20 protein-coding genes and 2 pseudogenes are annotated in these 18,006 nt (G+C 61.4%); 10 read left to right on the top strand and 12 right to left on the bottom strand.

Translation table 11 applies throughout. The annotated features are described in order from the left end of the window. Positions 1-28 precede the first annotated feature (28 nt). The 3 genes from LPU83_RS49125 to LPU83_RS49115 are packed head-to-tail and all read left to right on the top strand — an operon-like array spanning position 29 to position 1,743. Entirely contained in the window at positions 29-811 is a 783-nt protein-coding gene (locus tag LPU83_RS49125) for an adenosylcobinamide-GDP ribazoletransferase (protein WP_024312853.1), read from the top strand. A gap of 18 nt (positions 812-829) precedes the next feature. Next, positions 830-1,045, top strand: a complete 216-nt coding sequence (locus tag LPU83_RS49120) for a DUF1289 domain-containing protein (protein ID WP_024312854.1) — start codon at positions 830-832, stop codon at positions 1,043-1,045. Further along, positions 1,042-1,743, top strand: coding sequence for a TIGR02281 family clan AA aspartic protease (locus tag LPU83_RS49115; RefSeq protein WP_024312855.1), 702 nt, complete (start codon positions 1,042-1,044; stop codon positions 1,741-1,743). The genes LPU83_RS49120 and LPU83_RS49115 overlap by 4 nt, the downstream gene beginning before the upstream one ends. Before the next feature lie 31 nt (positions 1,744-1,774). On the opposite strand, the gene LPU83_RS49110 is transcribed toward LPU83_RS49115, so the two are convergent. From LPU83_RS49110 to LPU83_RS49100, 3 genes are all read right to left on the bottom strand, one after another. Then, positions 1,775-2,536, bottom strand: a complete 762-nt coding sequence (locus tag LPU83_RS49110) for an ABC transporter permease (protein ID WP_024312856.1) — start codon at positions 2,534-2,536, stop codon at positions 1,775-1,777. Further along, positions 2,533-3,459 carry an ABC transporter ATP-binding protein gene (locus LPU83_RS49105; protein ID WP_037069746.1) on the bottom strand — a complete coding sequence of 309 codons (927 nt, stop codon included), beginning with the start codon at positions 3,457-3,459 and terminating at the stop codon, positions 2,533-2,535. The genes LPU83_RS49110 and LPU83_RS49105 overlap by 4 nt, the downstream gene beginning before the upstream one ends. 390 nt (positions 3,460-3,849) lie before the next feature. Then, complete coding sequence (locus tag LPU83_RS49100; RefSeq protein ID WP_024312858.1) at positions 3,850-5,181, bottom strand: extensin-like domain-containing protein; 1,332 nt, start codon at positions 5,179-5,181, stop codon at positions 3,850-3,852. A 287-nt stretch (positions 5,182-5,468) separates the two neighbouring features. Between LPU83_RS49100 and LPU83_RS49095 the strand changes: the two are divergent. Further along, positions 5,469-6,513 (top strand): annotated as a pseudogene (locus LPU83_RS49095) (diguanylate cyclase domain-containing protein). 109 nt (positions 6,514-6,622) lie between these two features. Beyond that, entirely contained in the window at positions 6,623-7,042 is a 420-nt protein-coding gene (locus LPU83_RS49090) for a DoxX family protein (RefSeq protein ID WP_024312859.1), read from the top strand. Positions 7,043-7,112: 70 nt separating this feature from the next. On the opposite strand, the pseudogene LPU83_RS49085 reads toward LPU83_RS49090, so the two are convergent. The 7 genes and pseudogenes from LPU83_RS49085 to LPU83_RS49055 form a co-directional block, all read right to left on the bottom strand. Then, a pseudogene (locus LPU83_RS49085) lies at positions 7,113-8,514 on the bottom strand (pyridoxal phosphate-dependent decarboxylase family protein). A gap of 113 nt (positions 8,515-8,627) precedes the next feature. Continuing rightward, the gene (locus tag LPU83_RS49080) at positions 8,628-8,843 is read right to left on the bottom strand and encodes a hypothetical protein (protein ID WP_024312863.1); all 216 of its coding nucleotides are present in this window, start codon (positions 8,841-8,843) and stop codon (positions 8,628-8,630) included. A 71-nt stretch (positions 8,844-8,914) separates the two neighbouring features. Further along, positions 8,915-9,100: a hypothetical protein gene (locus tag LPU83_RS49075; RefSeq protein WP_024312864.1), complete on the bottom strand. Its 186-nt coding sequence runs from the start codon at positions 9,098-9,100 to the stop codon at positions 8,915-8,917. A 161-nt stretch (positions 9,101-9,261) separates the two neighbouring features. Beyond that, on the bottom strand, positions 9,262-9,435 hold the full coding sequence (locus LPU83_RS49070) for a hypothetical protein (protein WP_157997354.1): 174 nt from the start codon (positions 9,433-9,435) through the stop codon (positions 9,262-9,264). Between the two features lie 113 nt (positions 9,436-9,548). After that, positions 9,549-11,210, bottom strand: coding sequence for an alpha/beta hydrolase (locus LPU83_RS49065; protein WP_024312865.1), 1,662 nt, complete (start codon positions 11,208-11,210; stop codon positions 9,549-9,551). Positions 11,211-11,220: 10 nt separating this feature from the next. Continuing rightward, a complete protein-coding gene (locus tag LPU83_RS49060; RefSeq protein WP_024312866.1) occupies positions 11,221-11,457 on the bottom strand; it encodes a hypothetical protein in 237 nt (78 codons plus the stop codon). Between the two features lie 141 nt (positions 11,458-11,598). Next, on the bottom strand, positions 11,599-13,419 hold the full coding sequence (locus LPU83_RS49055; protein ID WP_024312867.1) for a methyl-accepting chemotaxis protein: 1,821 nt from the start codon (positions 13,417-13,419) through the stop codon (positions 11,599-11,601). A 318-nt stretch (positions 13,420-13,737) separates the two neighbouring features. Here LPU83_RS49055 and LPU83_RS49050 point away from each other — a divergent pair, with 318 nt between their 5' ends. The 4 genes from LPU83_RS49050 (at position 13,738) to LPU83_RS49035 (ending at position 15,363) form a co-directional block, all read left to right on the top strand. After that, complete coding sequence (locus LPU83_RS49050; RefSeq protein WP_024312868.1) at positions 13,738-14,124, top strand: acyl-CoA thioesterase; 387 nt, start codon at positions 13,738-13,740, stop codon at positions 14,122-14,124. A gap of 3 nt (positions 14,125-14,127) precedes the next feature. Continuing rightward, complete coding sequence (locus LPU83_RS49045; RefSeq protein WP_024312869.1) at positions 14,128-14,520, top strand: hypothetical protein; 393 nt, start codon at positions 14,128-14,130, stop codon at positions 14,518-14,520. Positions 14,521-14,591: 71 nt separating this feature from the next. Continuing rightward, the gene (locus tag LPU83_RS49040; RefSeq protein ID WP_024312870.1) at positions 14,592-15,038 is read left to right on the top strand and encodes an SRPBCC family protein; all 447 of its coding nucleotides are present in this window, start codon (positions 14,592-14,594) and stop codon (positions 15,036-15,038) included. Beyond that, positions 15,031-15,363, top strand: coding sequence for an ArsR/SmtB family transcription factor (locus LPU83_RS49035; RefSeq protein WP_029709866.1), 333 nt, complete (start codon positions 15,031-15,033; stop codon positions 15,361-15,363). The genes LPU83_RS49040 and LPU83_RS49035 overlap by 8 nt, the downstream gene beginning before the upstream one ends. Before the next feature lie 88 nt (positions 15,364-15,451). Here LPU83_RS49035 and LPU83_RS49030 read toward each other — a convergent pair whose 3' ends face one another. Then, positions 15,452-15,763: a DMT family protein gene (locus LPU83_RS49030; protein ID WP_029709867.1), complete on the bottom strand. Its 312-nt coding sequence runs from the start codon at positions 15,761-15,763 to the stop codon at positions 15,452-15,454. A 338-nt stretch (positions 15,764-16,101) separates the two neighbouring features. Between LPU83_RS49030 and LPU83_RS74105 the strand changes: the two genes are divergently transcribed. Then, positions 16,102-16,551 (top strand): C40 family peptidase, encoded by a 450-nt coding sequence (locus LPU83_RS74105; protein WP_024312873.1) that lies wholly within the window; start codon positions 16,102-16,104, stop codon positions 16,549-16,551. A gap of 69 nt (positions 16,552-16,620) precedes the next feature. On the opposite strand, the gene LPU83_RS49020 is transcribed toward LPU83_RS74105, so the two are convergent. Next, positions 16,621-17,868: an MFS transporter gene (locus tag LPU83_RS49020; protein WP_024312874.1), complete on the bottom strand. Its 1,248-nt coding sequence runs from the start codon at positions 17,866-17,868 to the stop codon at positions 16,621-16,623. Positions 17,869-18,006 lie beyond the last annotated feature (138 nt).

Genomic DNA, 18,006 nt, shown 5'->3' with positions numbered 1-18,006 from the left:
GCATATGGTCGCGGGGTCGAGCTGCACGATGAACATTGGAAACTATGCGGCCGACGTCGCTCGCGCCGTTGCCTTTCTCAGCCGCATTCCGATGCCGCCTTCTGCCTTCGTCGATTTCAACGGCAAGCTTGACAGGGCCTCCCGCGCCTTTCCGGTCGCAGGCATTGTCATTGCGCTCCTGCCCGCGCTTGTCTTCCTGGTGATGCTCTGCCTGCATGCAGACCGGCTGATGTCGGCTTTCGTCGCGCTTGCCGTACAGGCGGCATTGACAGGCGCGCTTCACGAAGATGGTCTGGCCGACTGCGCCGACGGCCTCGGCGGCGGGCGCGACCGCGAGCATGCACTCTCGATCATGAAGGACAGCCGCATCGGCACCTATGGCGCAATCGCCTTGATCCTGTCGTTTGCGCTTCGAGCAGGCGCACTCGCCGCAGTCGCACGCGCAGCCCCGCCCTTGGCCGCAGCGCTCGCTCTGCCGGCGATAGCCTGCATCAGCCGTGGCGCGCTTGTTTGGCACTGGCATCGGCTGCCATCGGCAAAACCCGATGGCGTAGCCGCCGCCGCAGGACAGCCGAGCGAAGGCACGATGCATATGGCGCTTGCCTCCGGCTGCCTTTTGTCGGCTCTGCTGCTCTGGCCAAGCCTTGGCCTCCTGCCCCTCGTCTGCGCGCTTCTTGCCTGTGGTTTGTCGGTCATGGCCTTTACCCGGTTCGTCCGTCGCAAGCTCGCCGGGCATACAGGCGACACGCTTGGCGCGGCCCAGCAGATTTCGGAAATCGCCACCGTCTGCGCCCTTGCCATGGCTTTGTGAAACCTCGATATAGATTGCATGCAAACACCCTGCATCCATGTCTGCTCGATCGATCCGGAAACCGGCCTGTGCATGGGTTGCGGCCGTACGCTTCCCGAGATCGGCGGTTGGATGTCCTTCTCCGACGAGGAACGCCGGCAGCTGATAGCCATATTGCCCGCGCGGCTTGCCGCAAGCCGACTGGCAATCCCGCCACAGCCGATGATGCAGGCCACAGCGGAGCAGCGTGCATGAACCGTCTGACGATCGTCCTTGCGGTCCTTGGCCTGGGTCTCGCCGTACTCATATTCAGCGATGACACGAACCGGATCTTCGGCATGAGGACCGACGATTTCGGCCGCGTCGTTTATCTGCTTCCGATCGCGCTGATGCTGGCCGCCGGCGTCTGGGCACGGCGCACGAGCGCAAGTGAGACCCTGCGCAATTTGATGATCTGGCTTGTGCTGATCCTCGCTCTTGCGACCATCTATCTATATCGGCAGGAGGCGCTTGGCATCGGCCACCGCCTGCTCGCCGGCCTTGTCCCGGGCCGCGCAGTCGTCGTGACCACCAGCGAGGGCGTCGAGGAGGTGATCCTTCACAAGCTCCTGAACGGTCACTACGAGGCCTATGTCACGATCAACGGCCAGAGCATTTCGATGCTGGTCGACACGGGTGCAAGCATGATCGCGCTATCCCGCGAGGACGCGGAGCGGGTCGGCATCATTCCCGAGAATCTCGATTATTCGATGAGCGTCATGACGGCCAACGGTCGCGCCCGCGCAGCCCGTGTGACGCTCTCCGAGGTCGCGATCGGCCCGATCATCCGTCATAACGTTCCGGCCAGCGTCGCGCAGGACGGAAAGCTCGACCAGAGCCTCCTCGGTATGAGCTTCCTCTCCACCCTCGGATCTCTGCAGATCCAGACGGACGAGCTGCGGATGCGAGACTAGGGACGGCCCTTGGACCTCGCGCAGGTAGCAGTTAATTTCGCAGCCTGTATCCCGTCTTGAAGATCCAGCCCAGCGTCCCCAGGCAAATCGCCAGGAAGATCGAGATCATCCCGAGGCTCACCAGCGGATTGACGTCGGCAATGCCGAAGAAGCTCCAGCGGAAGCCGCTGACGAGATAGAGCACCGGATTGAAGTGGCTCACCGCCTGCCAGAACGGCGGCAGCATGCTGATCGAATAGAAGCTGCCACCAAGGAAGGTCAGCGGTGGCACGACGAGCATGGGGATGAGGTTCAGCTGTTCGAAGTTGGTCGCCCAGATGCCGATCATGAAACCGAACAGGCTGAAGGTGATCGCCGTCAGCAGGAAGAACAGGACCATCATCACCGGATGCTCGATCCTCACATCCACAAATATATTCGCCGTCAACAGGATGATCACCCCGATCATCAGCCCCTTTGTCGCCGCAGCGCCGACATAACCGAGCAGGATTTCGCTCATGGCCACCGGCGCCGACAATACCTCGTAGATCGTGCCGGTGAATTTCGGAAAGTAGATGCCGAAGGATCCATTGCTGATGCATTGGCCAAGCAGCGTCAGCATGATCAGCCCCGGTGTGATGAAGGCGCCGTAGGAAACGCCCTCCACCTGTTGGATCCGCGAGCCGATCGCCGCGCCGAAAACGATGAAATAAAGCGATGTCGAAATGACAGGCGAAACGACGCTCTGCAACAGCGTCCGGCGTGTGCGCGCCATTTCGAAGAAGTAGATGGATTTGATTGCTTCGACGTTCATTTCGCTCCTCCCACGAGCGCCACGAAGATGTCTTCCAGCGAGCTCTGCTGCGTCGAAAGATCCTTGAAGTGAATATTGTGCTCGCCGAGCCGCGTCAGCAGCGTTGCGACGCTCTCCTGCTCGTTCTGGGCATCGAAATCGTAGATCAGCCGGCTGCCGTCTGCGGCGAGCGAAAGACCGTTGCCGGCAAAACGGTCCGGCAGCTCCTGCAGTGGCTCGTTCAATTCGAGAATGAGCTGCTTGCGGCCAAGCTTCGCCATCAGCGCCGTCTTGTCTCCCACCAGCAGGAGCTCCCCGCCGTTGATGACGCCGACGCGATCGGCAATCTCTTCTGCCTCTTCGATGTAGTGCGTGGTCAGGATGATCGTGACTCCGGAGCGCCGCAGCTTTTCGACGACGTGCCACATGTCCTTTCGCAGCGTCACATCGACGCCCGCGGTGGGCTCGTCGAGGAAGAGGATTTCCGGCTCATGCGACAGCGCCTTGGCGATGAGCACGCGCCGCTTCATGCCGCCCGACAGTTGCCGCAGCATGTTGTCCTTTTTGTCCCACAGCGAAAGGTCGCGGAGCACCTTCTCGATATGCGCCGGATCGGATCGCTTGCCGTGCAGCCCGCGCGAGAAGCTGACCGTATTCCACACCGTCTCAAACTGGTCCGTGGTCAACTCCTGGGGAACGAGGCCGATCAAAGAGCGCGTCGCCCGGAAATCCTTGACCACATCATGACCGTCAACGGTCACTGTGCCGCCACTCGGATTGGCGATACCACAGACAATCGAGATCATCGTCGTCTTGCCCGCGCCGTTCGGTCCGAGCAAGGCCAGAATCTCGCCGCGCTCGACATCAAGGTCGATACCCTTGAGCGCTTGAAATCCGTTGGCATAAGTCTTGGTGAGATTTCGGATGGAAATGATCGGGGCCATAAAGGGCTCTTCTGACATCTGCGGCGGGAGTTGCTGGGGCGCTATATATCCGCTTTGAGTAGTTTTGACATCCCGGCACAGACGAACAGAGTATTCACTTGCGTGAAAACGCGTCTGAAAGAAAAAACCATTCGCGCCTGTGGAAAACTCCAAAGCGGCAAGATGTCATCAACCGGTGATATTTCTCAGCCATAAAGACGGCGAGGCAAGCAAGCGCTCTCCGTCCCGCCGCACCCCTTGCGGAGAGCTGCCTGAGCGATCTCGTTACGCTCCCTTTGCTTCCTCGACATGCAGTGAAGTGTATCCAGTCATCACATGCCTTGACCCGGCCGGGCGGCGCCGCCCGCGCTGCGTTCGCCTTGGGCCGGCTTTCGAGCCGGCCTTTCCTTTTCAATCGCAGTAGACTTTGCCGCTCTGGCGCGCCCGGAGATCGAAGTGGAAATGGTTCCAGTGCTCCGGATTGCTGCCGGGTCCGAGCACCGTATTGAAATACTTGCAACTGTCGCTGCGCACGGCCTGCAACAGCCGGCCCTCCCGGAACGAGAACAGCCCTTTCTTGCGCACGTCGATCGCGTGACCGCTCTTCAGGACGAATTTGCCGACATCGATTGCGTTGCCGCGGGCATGCTCGGACATCGGGTTGTAGCGCTGCCGGCTGTTGTTCATGCGGCGGCAGCTATATCCGCCGAGAGGCTGAATGGTCTTGATGCCGGACCAGTAGCGAAAGCGGGCGGAAGGCGCGAGTTCGTTCTTGACCCATTTGGCGAAGGCGAGTGTCACCTGGCAATTCAGTGTCACCGCTGGCCGGACGCCGATATTGCCGGAAAGGCCCTGCAGGGAAATCGGGTACGGCACCTGGCAGGCAGGCCCGTTCGAGATCGGCGGCTTCTCGGAATAGACGACGCCCATGCGCTTCAAGTCGCGACGGCAGGCAAGCTCCGAGGCCGGCATCACGCTCGGATCTGCGGGGGCGGCCGGTTCACTCATCATCGGCGCGGTCGGGTTGTTGGGTCGCAGCATGGCGACCTGCTGTTCCTCGTTCTCTTCCGGCACGCGCGCCGGCGCGACCACCGGCCTTCCATCGGTCCACACAGGCGCGTTGCCCATCTGCGCCTGCGCGGCCGGCGCGGGGATCCGCACGCGGTTGAGCTGGGTGGGATTGTCGGTACCGATGCCATCGACAACGGGCTGATCGGACTGGCCCTCGGCAATCTGTTGCTGTTGCTCCTCGGCAAGACCGACGGCGGGCTCGGCTCCAAGTTCAGCGTCCATATTGACGCCGCCCGCAGGCACGGCGAGCTGCTGCGTGCCGCCCCAGGTCGTAGGCTGGTTGCGAAGAGAGCCGGCTGCGCCCTGTGCGCCCGCCATTGCCTCGTCGCTATCGATCATCGGCAGTCGCCCGGCCTGCGCAGGTGCCTGAAGCGCTTGCGATTGGCTCTGGGCGCGGCGTTTTCCCGTTCCGGCAAGATTGGGCGTGTTGAGGTAGTCGACGGATCCGGCAGCATCACTGACCGGCGCATTTGCTGCCGGATAGGCCTGCTCACTCGGTGCCATCTGCATCCGCGCAGCAGGCGCGCGACGCTCAGGCGGAGAGATCGACCCCACCCGTGTGCCATTGTCTACGTCGCCGGGCGGAATAAGGCCATCGGTCGAACACGTTGCCAGTGCTGTCGAGAGCAGCACTGGCAACACGTATTGCCGAAGAATGGAAACAAACGCCATGCTCTCATCGCTTCCGAGGAACGGCAGGGATCTAAAACTTAAGCCGAAATTTAATGAAGAACGGTGAACGAAAGCTTACCTGGATTGCTACCGCCCGCGTCTTGAGCCCGATATAGAGCCGCAACAGCACACGCAGGCCCGAGGGAGAAACGCTTGCCCGGACGCGCAGATGTTCCGGTTTGGGCATCGGTTTGTTCGACAACGCAATTTGCTGCACAATGCACAGAACGAAATCTTAAGTCATTCCAACGATTGTAGGATTTGGATCGCCAACCGTTGGGTCGGGCATGAAGCTCCTCGCTACTTTCGCCAAAATCGCCGCTCGCCTGGCACCATCCCGGCGTGGCAGCCAGACTGTCATAGAGGCGCTCCAAAGTGCCGTCGCGGAAAAAGAGCAGCAGCTCGAACAGCAGGCGATTGCCCTCGCCCACAGCCGAAAGATATTCGATCGCTCATCCGAAGCCGCCAGGATCGGCGTGTGGGAATGCAGCCTGCCGGACAACCGCCTTGTCTGGACCAAGATGGTCTATGATCTCTTCGACGTGCCATACGAGGCCGATCTCGATCGCGCGGAAATCTTGAAATGCTATTCCAAGGAGTCGCTTGCCGAGCTTGTACGGCTGCGCAGCCGCGCGATCCAGGAGCAGAGCGGCTTTACGCTCGACGCGGAGATCGTGACACCCAAGGGCAATACGCGTTGGATCCGCATTACGGCCACCGTCGAATGTGAGGGCGATGTCCCTGCCCGCATCTTCGGCATGAAGCTCGACATCACGGCCGAAAAGATGATGTTTGACCAGATCCGCTATCTCGCCGAATTCGACATCCTGACGGGCCTGCCGAACCGCGCGCAGTTTCAGACGGCCCTGCAGCGCCTGCCACTACGCTGCATCAGTGGCAGCAGCGCCGCCCTGCTGCTCATTGATCTCGACGGCTTCAAGGGCATCAACGACCTTCGGCCACCAGGCTGGCGACGAGTGCCTCAAGGAAACGGCAGAGCGGCTGCTTTCAGCGTGCAAGGGAGCAGACCTCGTGGCCCGCATTGGCGGCGATGAATTTGCGGTCCTTGTCAGCGGCTACGACAGCGCCGAAAGCGTCGCCAAGCTCGCTGAGACCGTCGTCCATTGCCTCACCCACTCGGTCGAACGGGACGGCGCCAGAATGCATGTCGGCGCGTCCGTGGGCGTCGCCTTCTTCGATGCATCAATGAACTCCAACATCTTTGTTTGTGCCGATGCCGCACTCTACAAGGCCAAGACTGACGGCAAGAACCGCTTCCAGGTCCACGAGGCTCCCGCGTGTATCGACAATCCGGAGATGGACGCTGCCTAGCCTCCTGCTCGCGCTAGGGCTCAGGAGGCAAGGCTGGCGAATTCTCGTCTCTGGTCTATGATGCGAGCGCGCTGCCTGAGGTCGTTGGCAGCGCGGCACGGAGGTTCATATGGCAGACGGCAAATCCTCGGTCGGCACAGGAGCGATCGACATTGCGCTATTGATCGGCCGACTGCTTCTCGCCTGGATCTTTCTGCATGAGGGCGTCTCGCTGGCGCTCAATTTTTCGGGGGCCGTCGAGATGGCTGCACAATTCGGATTGAGCGTTCCACTGCTTGTAGCAACGATCGCTCTCCAAATCGGCGCCGGCCTATCCATCGCCACCGGGCTTTTGACCCGCATCGGCGCGTCCGCCTTAGGCCTATTTTGCGTCGCCACTGCCACGCTTTTCCATACCAACTTCAGCGATCAGAACGAACTGCTTCATTTCGAAAAAGATCTGGCCATCGCGGGCGGCATGTTCGTGCTCGCCGCCGCCGGAGCGGGCACTCTCTCAATCGATCACTGGCTAAGGGGTCGCGGGCAGTAGTGCCGGGCCACGCTGGACGGCGACTGGCATGCGTCCCGTCGCAACCACGACACGACAGGTCACTATAAGGTTACACGGCGTCGCGCCGCTCTGCCCGATAGGCTCTCAAGATCGCATCGACCGCCTTCGCCGCTTCGGCAGCGTTCGTCTGGTAGTTGGCAACCGATAGGCGCATGACCTGCCTGCCGCGCCATGTCGCTGCGCCGGCAAACAGAGCGCCCTCGCGCTGAAAGGCGCCGATCGTTCGCTTGGTGAGCTCGTCGGCCTGCTCAGGCGGCAGGTCCGCTCCGAAGCGCACAATCACCTGATTGAGGAGCACATCGTTGCCAATCGCAATTCCCGGTTCCCCGGCAAGCACCAGTGCCATGCCTGTCGCAGCGTCGCAGGCGCCGTCGACCAGGGCCTCGACGCCGCTGGGCCCGAGATGCCTGATCATCGCCCATGTGGCAAAGCCGCGCGCCCGCCGCGACAGCTCCGGCACATAGTGCGAAGGATCGCGCTCGCCCTCGCTGGCAAGCGGCAGATAGCTCGCCGATATGGCATGGCCCGCCGGTGCGCGAGTTCGTCGCGCACGATCGCATAGCCGCAATCACAGGGCGTCTGCAGCCATTTGTGCCCATCGGTGGCCCAGCTGTCCGCCTGCTCCACGCCGGCGGTTAAATGACGCCGCCGCGCCGAGGCCTGCGCCCAGAGGCCGAACGCCCGGTCGACATGCACCCATGCGCCCTTCGACTTGGCAATCGGGATCAAGTTGCCGAAATCGTCACAGGCGCCCGTATTGATCTGCCCTGCCTGGAGGATCGCTATGCAAGGGCCAGAGACATCGGCAACGGCCTGCTCGAACGCCACCGGCGCGATGCTCCCCAGATCATCCGTCGGGATCCGCACCACGCGATCGTGGCCGAGGCCGAGAAACTGCAACGCGGAGAACACCGTCGTATGCGCATCATCGCCGATCAGCACCGTGATTTGCGGCGCTCCCCGTTGGCATCGACATCCCAGCCTGACCGTAGCAGCACCTCGCCTCGAGCGGCCGCAAGGCAGGTGAAATTCGCGACGGTCGCGCCCGTGACAAAGCCGACAGAACAGCCAGCGGGAAGTCCAAGCAGCTGAAGCAGCCAGCGCGCGCCTACCGTTTCAGCGGCGGCCGCCGACGGCGACGCCGTATGGTTGCCGGCATTCTGTCCCCACGCGCTCGTTAGAAAATCGGCGGCAACTCCCATCGGGTGAGAGCCTCCGATGACCCAGCCGAAAAAGCGCGCGCCGGTCATCAGATGCAATCCCGGCTCCGCCGTCGTCACCAGTTCGTCGAGCACGTCGACCATCGGCGATGACTGTTCAGGCAGCGGGGCGGCAAAGGCCTCCACGGCGGTGGCATAGTCACGCAATGGGCGATGGGGGCGACTGTCGGCCGTGTCACGAAAGCGCACGGCATGATCGGCGGCGATTGAGAACAATTCCTTCGTGCCCATGGCATCCGCCTCCCCATATCGCGCTGCCAAAGCATGCGATGGCGGAGATTAGCCTGAACTCTGTGGCGGTGCAGCCCGACGGCTAAACGCACCGGTGACGTGCCCTCAGAGCGTCAGCCCCCGACGCTGCGAAACGCTGTGGGCGCATCTCGTTTCTCACTGCCGTAGAGTTCATTCATGATTTTGGCGACCTCGACGGCGTGGCGTTCCGTCAAGCCATGCAGTATCTGCCCGCCGAAGGACGCAGGCTCTTCAGTCTGGTTGTCCCACACCATCCAGAGATCGAGCGGGTCGCAAATGACGTCGTATCGTTGATCGGAACTATACATGGGTAAATTGCCTTACGAACCCTACCCGTTTAAGCCCCTACTATTAACGCGCCCTTGCTTCGGACTCCCAATTAGCGCGAGCGATTTCTTGTCCTGATGATCGGGAAGCCCAGAAAATACCAGGACAAGGCAGTTCCCGGCGCGATCGCACCGATGTTGCCGCCGCGCAGCAGGCAGGCCAGAAGCCCCGCGGCCACCCCGACGATCACCAGATCGATCAGGCACGGCCGCGATTCGGATGATGATTTCTCTCCCATGATGTCGGCTTAGGTCATCCGCCGGGGTTGAAAAAGGCCTTGCCCCCGAGATACCTAACAGAGTCTGAATATCAGTAACATCGTCTCTCTGAGAGACGTCCGAAGTACCAATTTGATGCACCCGCCGCCGCTGGCGCAGAACAAAACTGACGCGCCCTCATTTATCGCGCAGGAACGCTGCCCGTGACGATCCGATCCGTCTTCATCACGTCCATCTGCGGCCAGTTGGACGCAGCCTCGGTCGCCGGGCGACTGCCGACCGCCAGAATTGTGATCAGACCAGCCACGATGGCAGTAAGAAGAAAGCCGCTGTAGGTCATTGTTTCGAGCCTCAATGCTGTGGTTTCCCAGCCACTGCGGCGCAAACTGATACGAGACGCTGAATGAAGGCCTAATGAACATGGTTAACGTATAGCGTTTCCCTGTTTGAAACACGGTCTGTGGATAACTAGTCGCCCTCGCCCGTCTGCACGGACCGCTCCTCGAACAGCCGCTTCAAGGCGTTGAGCCGCTCGCGGTCAATCTTCGCGTCCGTCACGGCGATCCAGCCATCGATATAGTGCTGGGGGGCATAGACGTGGCCGTACCCCATCGGAGAACTCGTTGCGATCGCCATATCGACCAGCAATTGCAGCATTGTCAGCGCCGGAAACCAGCGCAGGCTCGGCGAAACATCTGGCCCGCGCGGACGCCTCATCCATGCCGGCTCCCGATAGAAAGAATAGGGATCGAAGAACGTCACGGCGTCGCTGGCATACTGCAGATAGACGATGCGAATGGGTCCCCAGTTTGCGCCGGGAATATCCAACTGGTTCGTCTGGTTGGTGAATCGGATGAGGGATCCGTCGCGGAACTGCGGCAACCACGCAGGTGATTGGGGATTGCGCGCGGCCGTCACGTCTCGCCACATCCTGCTTTCAAAAGGAGGCCCGCTCCACAACGCCCCCTGGAATGGATCCGCCACGATGTCGAAGATATCCGCGGAGACTTGGGAATTCAGTGCTCCAAGGCTGAGGCCGTGCAGGTAAAGCTTCGGTCTCTCGTCCCGCGGCAACGTTGTCCAGTAGCCGTAGACCTCGCGAAACAACGCCCTGGCGGACGCCGAACCGTATTCCGGCTCGACAAGCAGCGACAACCAACTTGTCAGATAGGAATATTGAAGCCCGACGCTCGCCACGTCCCCGTGACGCAGATACTCGAGCGTGTCCATTGCCTCCGGGTCGATCCAGCCGGTTCCCGTCGGAACGATGATGATGAGGAGCGAGCGTTCGAATGCGCCTTGGCGCTTCATCTCTTCGAGTGCGAGCTTTGCGCGCTCCTCGATCGTTTCTGCGTTGTTGAGGCCCACATAGGTTCGCAGCGGCTCGCGCGCCGGCGTCTTCCAGAAATCGCCGATTTGCGCGGCTGTCGGCCCAGAGACGATGAAATTACGGCCCTGACGCCCAAGTCCCTCCCAGGCGACAAGCGAGGCGGCGCTTCCGGTCTTTGCCGGATCGCCTGGGATAGGAACGCCGTCTTCCAGAAGCGCATCGACCCTTTGGAATGAACTGTCGGCTAGATGCAACGCCGCACGCAGGAGCACGCCGTCTACGACAGACCAGAAGAGGGCGATCGCAAGGACACCCCCAGTCAGCTGCGAGACGCGGCGCGGCACGAAGCGCGACAGCCACTTCGACAGGAACAGACACGTGAACCGGAACAGCCGACCGATCAGAAGAGCAACGAAGAAGGCGACGGTTGCGACAAGCGCGACACTGAAAGGCTCAGCCGTATCGACGCGCTCCATGTGCCACAAGTCACGGATCGAATTCTGCCAGCCGGCAGCGCGCCAAAGGACGACCACCGACAGCACAACACCCAGTCCGCAAACGATCAGGTTGCCGGGCAGTCTGCGTCCGCTGGCGACCGGCAGCTCCAGGTATTTCCACAGCCAGGTAAAGGTTACCCCGAAAAGATACCCTACGGCGGCGGCGATGCCCGACAGCGCGCCTTGAATGAAGAAGGAGCGCGGCATGAGGCTCGGCGTCAGCGACGCGGCAAAGAAAATGAAGCCAAGTGCCAACCCCGGCGTCGAAAGCGACACGAATAGGCGCAGCAGCAAATGTCTCATGCGTTCCCTCTCATTTGCTTCTCGCGCCTGTAGAGACCGACCATTTGCCGTTCGTGACTTTGACATTCCCCATCAGCACGAAATCGAGATGGTTGAGGATACTGGAGAACGACACATCCACATCGGTATCGAAGCCGGCAAGTGATCTGTTGTCCTTCAGGAAAGGCGCCCAGGCTGCAATCGACAACAAGCAGAAAACGATGCCGAACAAGCTCATGCATGGGAAGCAAGGCGAGAACCGAAGCATTCGTGGACTCCATTGCGGACGCCATGCACATTACTATCTGAAAGCGCAAATTCAAAGGACGCAACGGGCAGGTAGGCATCACGAAAAAGGTCCCCCGTGGCGTCGCCCGGGAGACCCTCGATCTATTTGTTAGTCAACTCATCAGGCAGCGCGGGACATCCGTCCTGCACCATTTCCACGGGCAGCACGCAGTCTGAAATTGGCCAGCAAGGTGCTCAACTGCCGGCTTTCTTCGGCCAGTGTCTGGCTTGCAGCCGTCGTCTCCTCCACCATCGCGGCATTCTGCTGCGTCATCTGATCCATGTGGTTGACCGAGGTGTTGATCTCGTTGAGCCCCGTGGCCTGCTCGCGCGCTGCAGTCGCGATCGAGGCGACATGGTTGTTGACACGATTGACCAGCTCCTCGATTTCGAGCAGCGCATCACCAGTAGAACGCACCAGCGTTACGCCGTTTCCGACTTCGCTTGCCGAGGTGCTGATGAGTACCTTGATCTCCTTTGCTGCGTTTGCGGAGCGTTGAGCCAGTTCGCGTACTTCCTGTGCGACTACCGCAAAACCGCGACCCGCCTCGCCTGCACGTGCCGCCTCGACGCCGGCATTCAGCGCCAGCAGGTTCGTCTGGAAGGCAATCTCATCGATGACGCCGATGATCTGGCTGATGCGGTTTGATGAGTCCTCGATCCGGTTCATCGCGGTGACCGCATTGCGGACGATCTCGCCCGACTTGCCGGCGCTGGTCTTGGTTTCCGCCACCATCTCGCGGGCTTCCGCCGCACGTTCCGAAGCAGTCCGCACGGTCGCGGTGATCTCGTCGAGTGCCGCCGCCGTCTCTTCAAGGGCGGCCGCCTGCTGCTCGGTGCGCTTCGACAGATCGTTCGTGGCTGCACTGATATTGCCGGCGCTGTCGTTGACGACACGGGTCGATTCCGCGATCGCCTGAATCACGCCGTTCAGCGCGTCGACGGCTGAGTTGAAGTCGGAACGCAGCTTGGCGTAATCGTCGCCGAGATCGCCGATCGATACGGTCAGGTCACCGGCGGCAAGCTTTTCCAGGCCTGCCCCGAGCGACTGGATCGCAAAGGTCTGGCGATCGGCTGCCGAGCGCCAGTTGGCCTCGTTGCCGCGACGCTCCTCCTCGATCTGCAGCTGGTGCTGGCTCTCGCGATCGCGCATCAGGGTACGCTCGCGGACGGAGTCACGCAGCACAAGCAGAGACTTCGCCATTGCGCCGATCTCGTCACGCCGCTCGTGATCGACGATCTCGCCGACGTCGCGTTCATCGGCAATGGCGTTCATCGCGCCCTTCAGCCGAGCGATCGGCGAGGTCACGCTGCGTACGATCCCGAAGGCGACGCCGATGATCACGATCGCGCCGATCAGGCAAGCCCCTACGGCCCAGATCGCGTTCTGGCGATAGAGCGCCGCAAGGTCGTCGGCATAGACGCCGGTGCCGACCACCCAGCCCCAGGGCTCGAAGCCGACCACATGAGAATATTTGAGCACCGGATCGGCCGCACCCGGCTTTGGCCAGTAGTAATCAACGAAGCCTTCGCCACTCTTCTTCACGGTATTGGCGAACTCGACGAAGATGAACTTGCCGGTCGGATCCTTGTTCTGGGACAGGTCCGTTCCGTTCAGCTCCGGCTTGATCGGATGCATGATCATCCTCGGGTGCATGTCGTTGATCCAGAAGTAGCCATTGCCGCCGTAGCGCATGGCTGAAATCACCTCCTTCGACGCGGTCTGCGCCTGCTCCCGCGTCATGGCGCCGGACTGTTCCAACTTGTAGTATTTCTGGAAGATGGCGATCGCCGTCGCATCCATCTGCGCAAGACCATGCTTGCGCTCGCTCTCCAGCTTCGCGTGCGAATAGTTGAGGAAGAAGGTGATGGCGAGCACCAGAATGGTCAGCGCCAGCCCCACGAGAGAATAGAGGCGAGTGGAAATCTTGACGTTACGCATTGAGCCCCGGCAGTTCAGAATTTGAGAATAGTCAAATACTGCAATGCGAGCCTTACCGGATCGTGAATTTTAATTAGAGTTTACTGAACTGCCGCTGCGTGAGCACTTTCGCCACCACCGCATATTTCCAAGGCAAAGCATTGATTTTTATTGACAAGCCACGACCCGTGCAAACCGCGCTAGGTAAGATCTCATAGAACTATGGTAGCAGGTGCGGCGGCCAACGCACCGTCTCTCGACAGGGCCGCGTTTCGCTTCAACGGCATCTGCGCTACGGTCCTTCGGAATCGCTATCCATATGCTGAAGAGGAACCTTGCATGACCGACAACGCCAAGCCGAGTGGCGCGCTGACCCTTCGCACCGTGGCGATGCCCGCCGATGCCAATCCGGCGGGTGACATTTTCGGTGGCTGGGTCATGGCACAGATGGACCTTGCCTCGGGCATCACCGCCTCCGAGCGCGCCAAGGGCCGTGTCGTCACTGCGGCCGTCAAGGAGATGGCCTTCGCCCTGCCGGTGAAGATCGGCGATACACTGTCGGTCTATACGACGATCGAAGCCGTCGGCCGCACCTCGATCATGCTCTCGGTCGAGGCTTGGGCCACGCGCGCCCGCTACAACAACATGGAAAAGGTGACAGCGGCGACTTTCATCATGGTTGCGCTCGACGAGAGCGGAAAGCCCAAGCCGGTTCCCGCGGAGTAGGCCATGGAATCGGTCGCCTCGCCGGAGGTCTTTCTCCACATCAAGGTGGTGATGGGGATGGTAATCTCGCTGAGCCTTGCGCGGCTGCTGACCGGCATCGCTGGTATCATCCAGCATCCGGGAAAGGCCAAGCCCTATGCCGTACACTCCCGCCGGCGCTGGTTCTTCGGCACGCTCGCCCTCACCTACGCTGTCGACATCGTCGACACTGCGATCAAGGGCGCTGACCACATCCACTCCATCGGCTGGGAGTATCCGGCGCGCAACATCGTCTATGTCATCCTCTGCCTCATCGCCGCATGGACCGCAAACCGCCGCTTCCACACGGCCTTTGTCTGGCTCAATCTGGTCTATCAGGTCAGCTTCATCTTCCGCATCTACGACATCCTCGGGTAACAATTCGCAACTTTTTGGTTGCCAATTCATCGCGAATATGCGATTTAAAAGGCAACCAGGAGGTTGCTGATATGTCTGACCGCATTGAGAAGATCATCGAACTGAATGCGCCGGTCGAGCGCGTCTGGAAAGCCATCACCGATCACCGCGAATTCGGCGAATGGTTCCGCGTCCAGCTGGACGGCCCCTTCGTGCCGGGCGAGAATTCGACCGGTCACATCACCTACCCCGGCTACGAGCACATTCGCTGGCAGGCGACCGTCAAGCGCATGGAAGAGCCCGAACTGTTTTCCTTCACCTGGCATCCCTACGCCATCGATCCCGATGTCGACTACTCCGGCGAGCCGCCGACCCTGGTCGAGTTTCGTCTGGAGCCGACGTCATCGGGCTCGCGCCTGACCGTCACGGAATCGGGTTTCGACAAGGTCCCGCCGCATCGCCGCGAGGAAGCCTTCCGCATGAACGACGGCGGCTGGGCCGAACAGATGAAAAACATCGAGGAATACGTCGATCGCTAACGTCGAATTCCACCGCGCGAACGCGGCAATCCTGTTCGCCGCGCTGGGGGACCCGACGCGCCTGTCGCTGCTGACGACCCTCAGCGACGGGCGCGAACGCTCGATATCAGGGCTTTCCGTCGGGACCGCACTCAGCCGGCAGGCGGTGACGAAGCATCTGCACGTGCTGGAACAGGCCGGCCTGGTCCGCTCCGCCAAAGTCGGGCGGGAAAGCCATTACGCCTTCCAACCCGATCGGATCGGCGAGATGCGCGCCTATCTCGACAGCGTCTCGCGACAATGGGACGCCGCGCTCGAACGCCTGCGCGGCTTCGTGGAGCGGTAGATCTGTCTGGGCGTGCAGGAACGGCATCGGCTTGTCGCGCTGAGACCGGGACGATTCCGCCCGTTAAGTCGCCCGCAATTCCAGACCGTTAGCCGCGGAAGATGAAGGATGCGCCGATCGCGATCAGGGCAAAGCCGATCACGTGGTTCCAGGTCAGGGTTTCGCCGAGCCAGAACACCGAGAAACCGGAGAAGACGAGCAGCGTGATCACTTCCTGCATCGTCTTCAGCTGCGCCGTCGAGTAGACCACCGAACCGATGCGGTTGGCCGGCACGGCAAGGCAGTATTCGAAGAAGGCGATCGCCCAGCTGACGACGATGGCAATGAACAGCGCCGTGCCCTTGTGCTTGAGATGTCCATACCACGCAAAGGTCATGAAAATGTTGGAAGCGAAAAACATGACAACCGGCCAGACGGCCGAGAAGCTTTGCCAAGCACGCCGCCCGTTGCCAACATGGACAGCCCTACCCCGCCGGTAGCCGGCGCGCCCGGACCATTCGTCCACGCCCGCGCAATCGCGCCGGAGACGATCCTCTGTACAGACCGCGACGAAATCCGCGAAGGCGGCTCCCGCTCCCGGCGCGATTGCAATGCGGCCAATATCCGCAAGGGCACGTCTCGCCATCGGCGACGACGGCAGCTTCGCGATCGTTCCTAACGAGGATGCCGGAAAGGCAGCGCTGGCGGGTGCGTCCATCGACGTTGCGTCGTCGGCGGCATCGACCACGCAAGGACTGGATGACCATCGCCCGCCGCGTGGCGGCCCTTCCAGCGCGTGAACGCAGCCAATGGCCTGATCCCGGAGAGAACCCGCACATCCTCAATGACCTCAAGGTGTGCGCGGCTTTCGTGAACTACTCCTCGTCACAAGCTGCCACATGGGCACCGACCATCCGGGCGCCCGCTCCTTCTTCCGGGACAAGCAAAAGCAGTTTCATGTGCGGCAAGACCCGCAGCCGGGCGCCACCGCGGTTCGCCGCTATGCGCCGCCCTTCACCGACCAGAGCTGGGCCCAAAGGCAACGGCCATGTCGGCTTCGTGGTCGCCTGGACGAGCACGACGGTAACGCTGCTTGGCGGCAACCAGGGCAACACGGTGTGCGAAAGGACCTTTCCGCGGCTAGAGAAGAACAGCTCCGTCGCGAAGGAATCTGAATTCGTCCGCTTCCTGATGCCGGTCATCGTCTGACCCAAGGGTAGTCGAAAGAAATGCAGGCGCGGCCATGCCGCGCCTGCCTTCAGCGGTTCGCTTGTCCGATCATGCGCGCACGCCGTGCGGCTCCTCTGCCTCATCCGTGCCGAACCGCACGTCCTTCTTCTCGAAGCCGAAGCCGGCAAGCAGCGCGACGACGATGGCGACGATCACCGCCACGATCAGGAGCGCGTAGGCATAGTCGCCGTCCCAATGCGCGGCCAGCCCCGCCTGCAGCGTCGCATTGCCGGAGGCCAGCAGATTGCCGAGCTGGTAGGCAAAGCCCGGGAAGGTCCCGCGCACCTCGTCCGGCGACAGTTCGTTCAGGTGCACCGGCACGATGCCCCAGGCGCCCTGCACGAAGAACTGCATGAGGAAGGCGCCGACGGCGAGCAGCACCGGCCCCGGCGCATAGACCCAGAGCGGCGCCACCGGCACGGCGATCAGCGAAGCGATAACGATCGCTTTCCTGCGGCCAATCTGCTGCGACAGCGCGCCGAAGAACAGGCCGCCGCAGATCGCGCCGATATTGTAGACGATCGCGATCGCGCCCGTTGTGTAGCTGTCATAGTTACGTTGTGTTTCCAGGAAGGTCGGATAGATGTCCTGCGTGCCGTGGCTGAAGAAGTTGAACGCCGTCATCAGCAGCACGACCCATATGAACAGCGGCACATTCTCCCGCAGCACGCTGAGGAAAGGCCGCCGTCCCTGCTCCCGGCGCTTGAGGAAGGCCGGGCTCTCCTCGACATTGCGCCTGATATAGAACACCAACAGCGCCGGCAGTGCGCCGACGAAGAACATGCCGCGCCAGCCGATGACCGGAAAGAGCAGGAAGAAGACAATCGAGGCAAGCAGATAGCCCGAGGGGTAGCCGGCCTGCAGGATGCCGGAAACGATGCCGCGGCTTTCCTCCGGCACGGTCTCCATGACGAGTGAGGCGCCGACGCCCCACTCGCCCCCCATGACGATGCCGTAGAGCGCTCTCAGCACGATGAACATGGTCAGCCCGGTGGAAAAGCCGGTCAGGAACTCGAACAGTGAATAGAACAGCACATTGACCATCAATGTGATCCGCCGGCCGTATTTGTCCGACGCCAGCCCGAACAGCAGCGCGCCGAGCGGCCGCATGGCCAGCGTCAGGAAGATCGCAACCGACACGGCCGGAACGTCGGTATGAAACTCCTCTGCAATGTGCTTAAGAACGAAAACCAGAATGAAGAAATCGAAGGCATCGAGCGTCCAGCCGAGATAGCTGGCGATCACGGTGTTGCGCTGCTGCGGGGTGAGCGCGCGCAGGCTCTGCAGTGCGGACATCATTGTTCCTCCGTCCGAAAGCGGCGGCGAGGCGGGCAATGTCCGGATGCCGTCGAAGAGAGGGATCGACCAGGGACGGGCGAGGTCGAAGCTGTGACAGGCAGCCTCGGCTAACGTCAGCAATGCTGTCGTGGTTCC

The sequence above is a fragment of the Rhizobium favelukesii genome (genome assembly GCF_000577275.2).
Taxonomy (GTDB): Bacteria; Pseudomonadota; Alphaproteobacteria; order Rhizobiales; family Rhizobiaceae; genus Rhizobium; species Rhizobium favelukesii.
Note: the sequence above shows the minus strand (reverse complement) of the source record. Positions and strands in the feature narration are given on the sequence as shown.

Excerpts from the sequence above, each read along its gene's own strand:
- LPU83_RS49125 (WP_024312853.1), top strand. The coding sequence starts at position 29 with ATGAACATTGGAAACTATGCGGCCGACGTCGCTCGCGCCGTTGCCTTT.
- LPU83_RS49120 (WP_024312854.1), top strand. The coding sequence starts at position 830 with ATGCAAACACCCTGCATCCATGTCTGCTCGATCGATCCGGAAACCGGC.
- LPU83_RS49115 (WP_024312855.1), top strand. The coding sequence starts at position 1,042 with ATGAACCGTCTGACGATCGTCCTTGCGGTCCTTGGCCTGGGTCTCGCC.
- LPU83_RS49110 (WP_024312856.1), bottom strand. The coding sequence starts at position 2,536 with ATGAACGTCGAAGCAATCAAATCCATCTACTTCTTCGAAATGGCGCGC.
- LPU83_RS49105 (WP_037069746.1), bottom strand. The coding sequence starts at position 3,459 with ATGGCCCCGATCATTTCCATCCGAAATCTCACCAAGACTTATGCCAAC.
- LPU83_RS49100 (WP_024312858.1), bottom strand. The coding sequence starts at position 5,181 with ATGGCGTTTGTTTCCATTCTTCGGCAATACGTGTTGCCAGTGCTGCTC.
- LPU83_RS49090 (WP_024312859.1), top strand. The coding sequence starts at position 6,623 with ATGGCAGACGGCAAATCCTCGGTCGGCACAGGAGCGATCGACATTGCG.
- LPU83_RS49080 (WP_024312863.1), bottom strand. The coding sequence starts at position 8,843 with ATGTATAGTTCCGATCAACGATACGACGTCATTTGCGACCCGCTCGAT.
- LPU83_RS49075 (WP_024312864.1), bottom strand. The coding sequence starts at position 9,100 with ATGGGAGAGAAATCATCATCCGAATCGCGGCCGTGCCTGATCGATCTG.
- LPU83_RS49065 (WP_024312865.1), bottom strand. The coding sequence starts at position 11,210 with ATGAGACATTTGCTGCTGCGCCTATTCGTGTCGCTTTCGACGCCGGGG.
- LPU83_RS49060 (WP_024312866.1), bottom strand. The coding sequence starts at position 11,457 with ATGCTTCGGTTCTCGCCTTGCTTCCCATGCATGAGCTTGTTCGGCATC.
- LPU83_RS49055 (WP_024312867.1), bottom strand. The coding sequence starts at position 13,419 with ATGCGTAACGTCAAGATTTCCACTCGCCTCTATTCTCTCGTGGGGCTG.
- LPU83_RS49050 (WP_024312868.1), top strand. The coding sequence starts at position 13,738 with ATGACCGACAACGCCAAGCCGAGTGGCGCGCTGACCCTTCGCACCGTG.
- LPU83_RS49045 (WP_024312869.1), top strand. The coding sequence starts at position 14,128 with ATGGAATCGGTCGCCTCGCCGGAGGTCTTTCTCCACATCAAGGTGGTG.
- LPU83_RS49040 (WP_024312870.1), top strand. The coding sequence starts at position 14,592 with ATGTCTGACCGCATTGAGAAGATCATCGAACTGAATGCGCCGGTCGAG.
- LPU83_RS49030 (WP_029709867.1), bottom strand. The coding sequence starts at position 15,763 with ATGTTTTTCGCTTCCAACATTTTCATGACCTTTGCGTGGTATGGACAT.
- LPU83_RS74105 (WP_024312873.1), top strand. The coding sequence starts at position 16,102 with ATGACCATCGCCCGCCGCGTGGCGGCCCTTCCAGCGCGTGAACGCAGC.
- LPU83_RS49020 (WP_024312874.1), bottom strand. The coding sequence starts at position 17,868 with ATGTCCGCACTGCAGAGCCTGCGCGCGCTCACCCCGCAGCAGCGCAAC.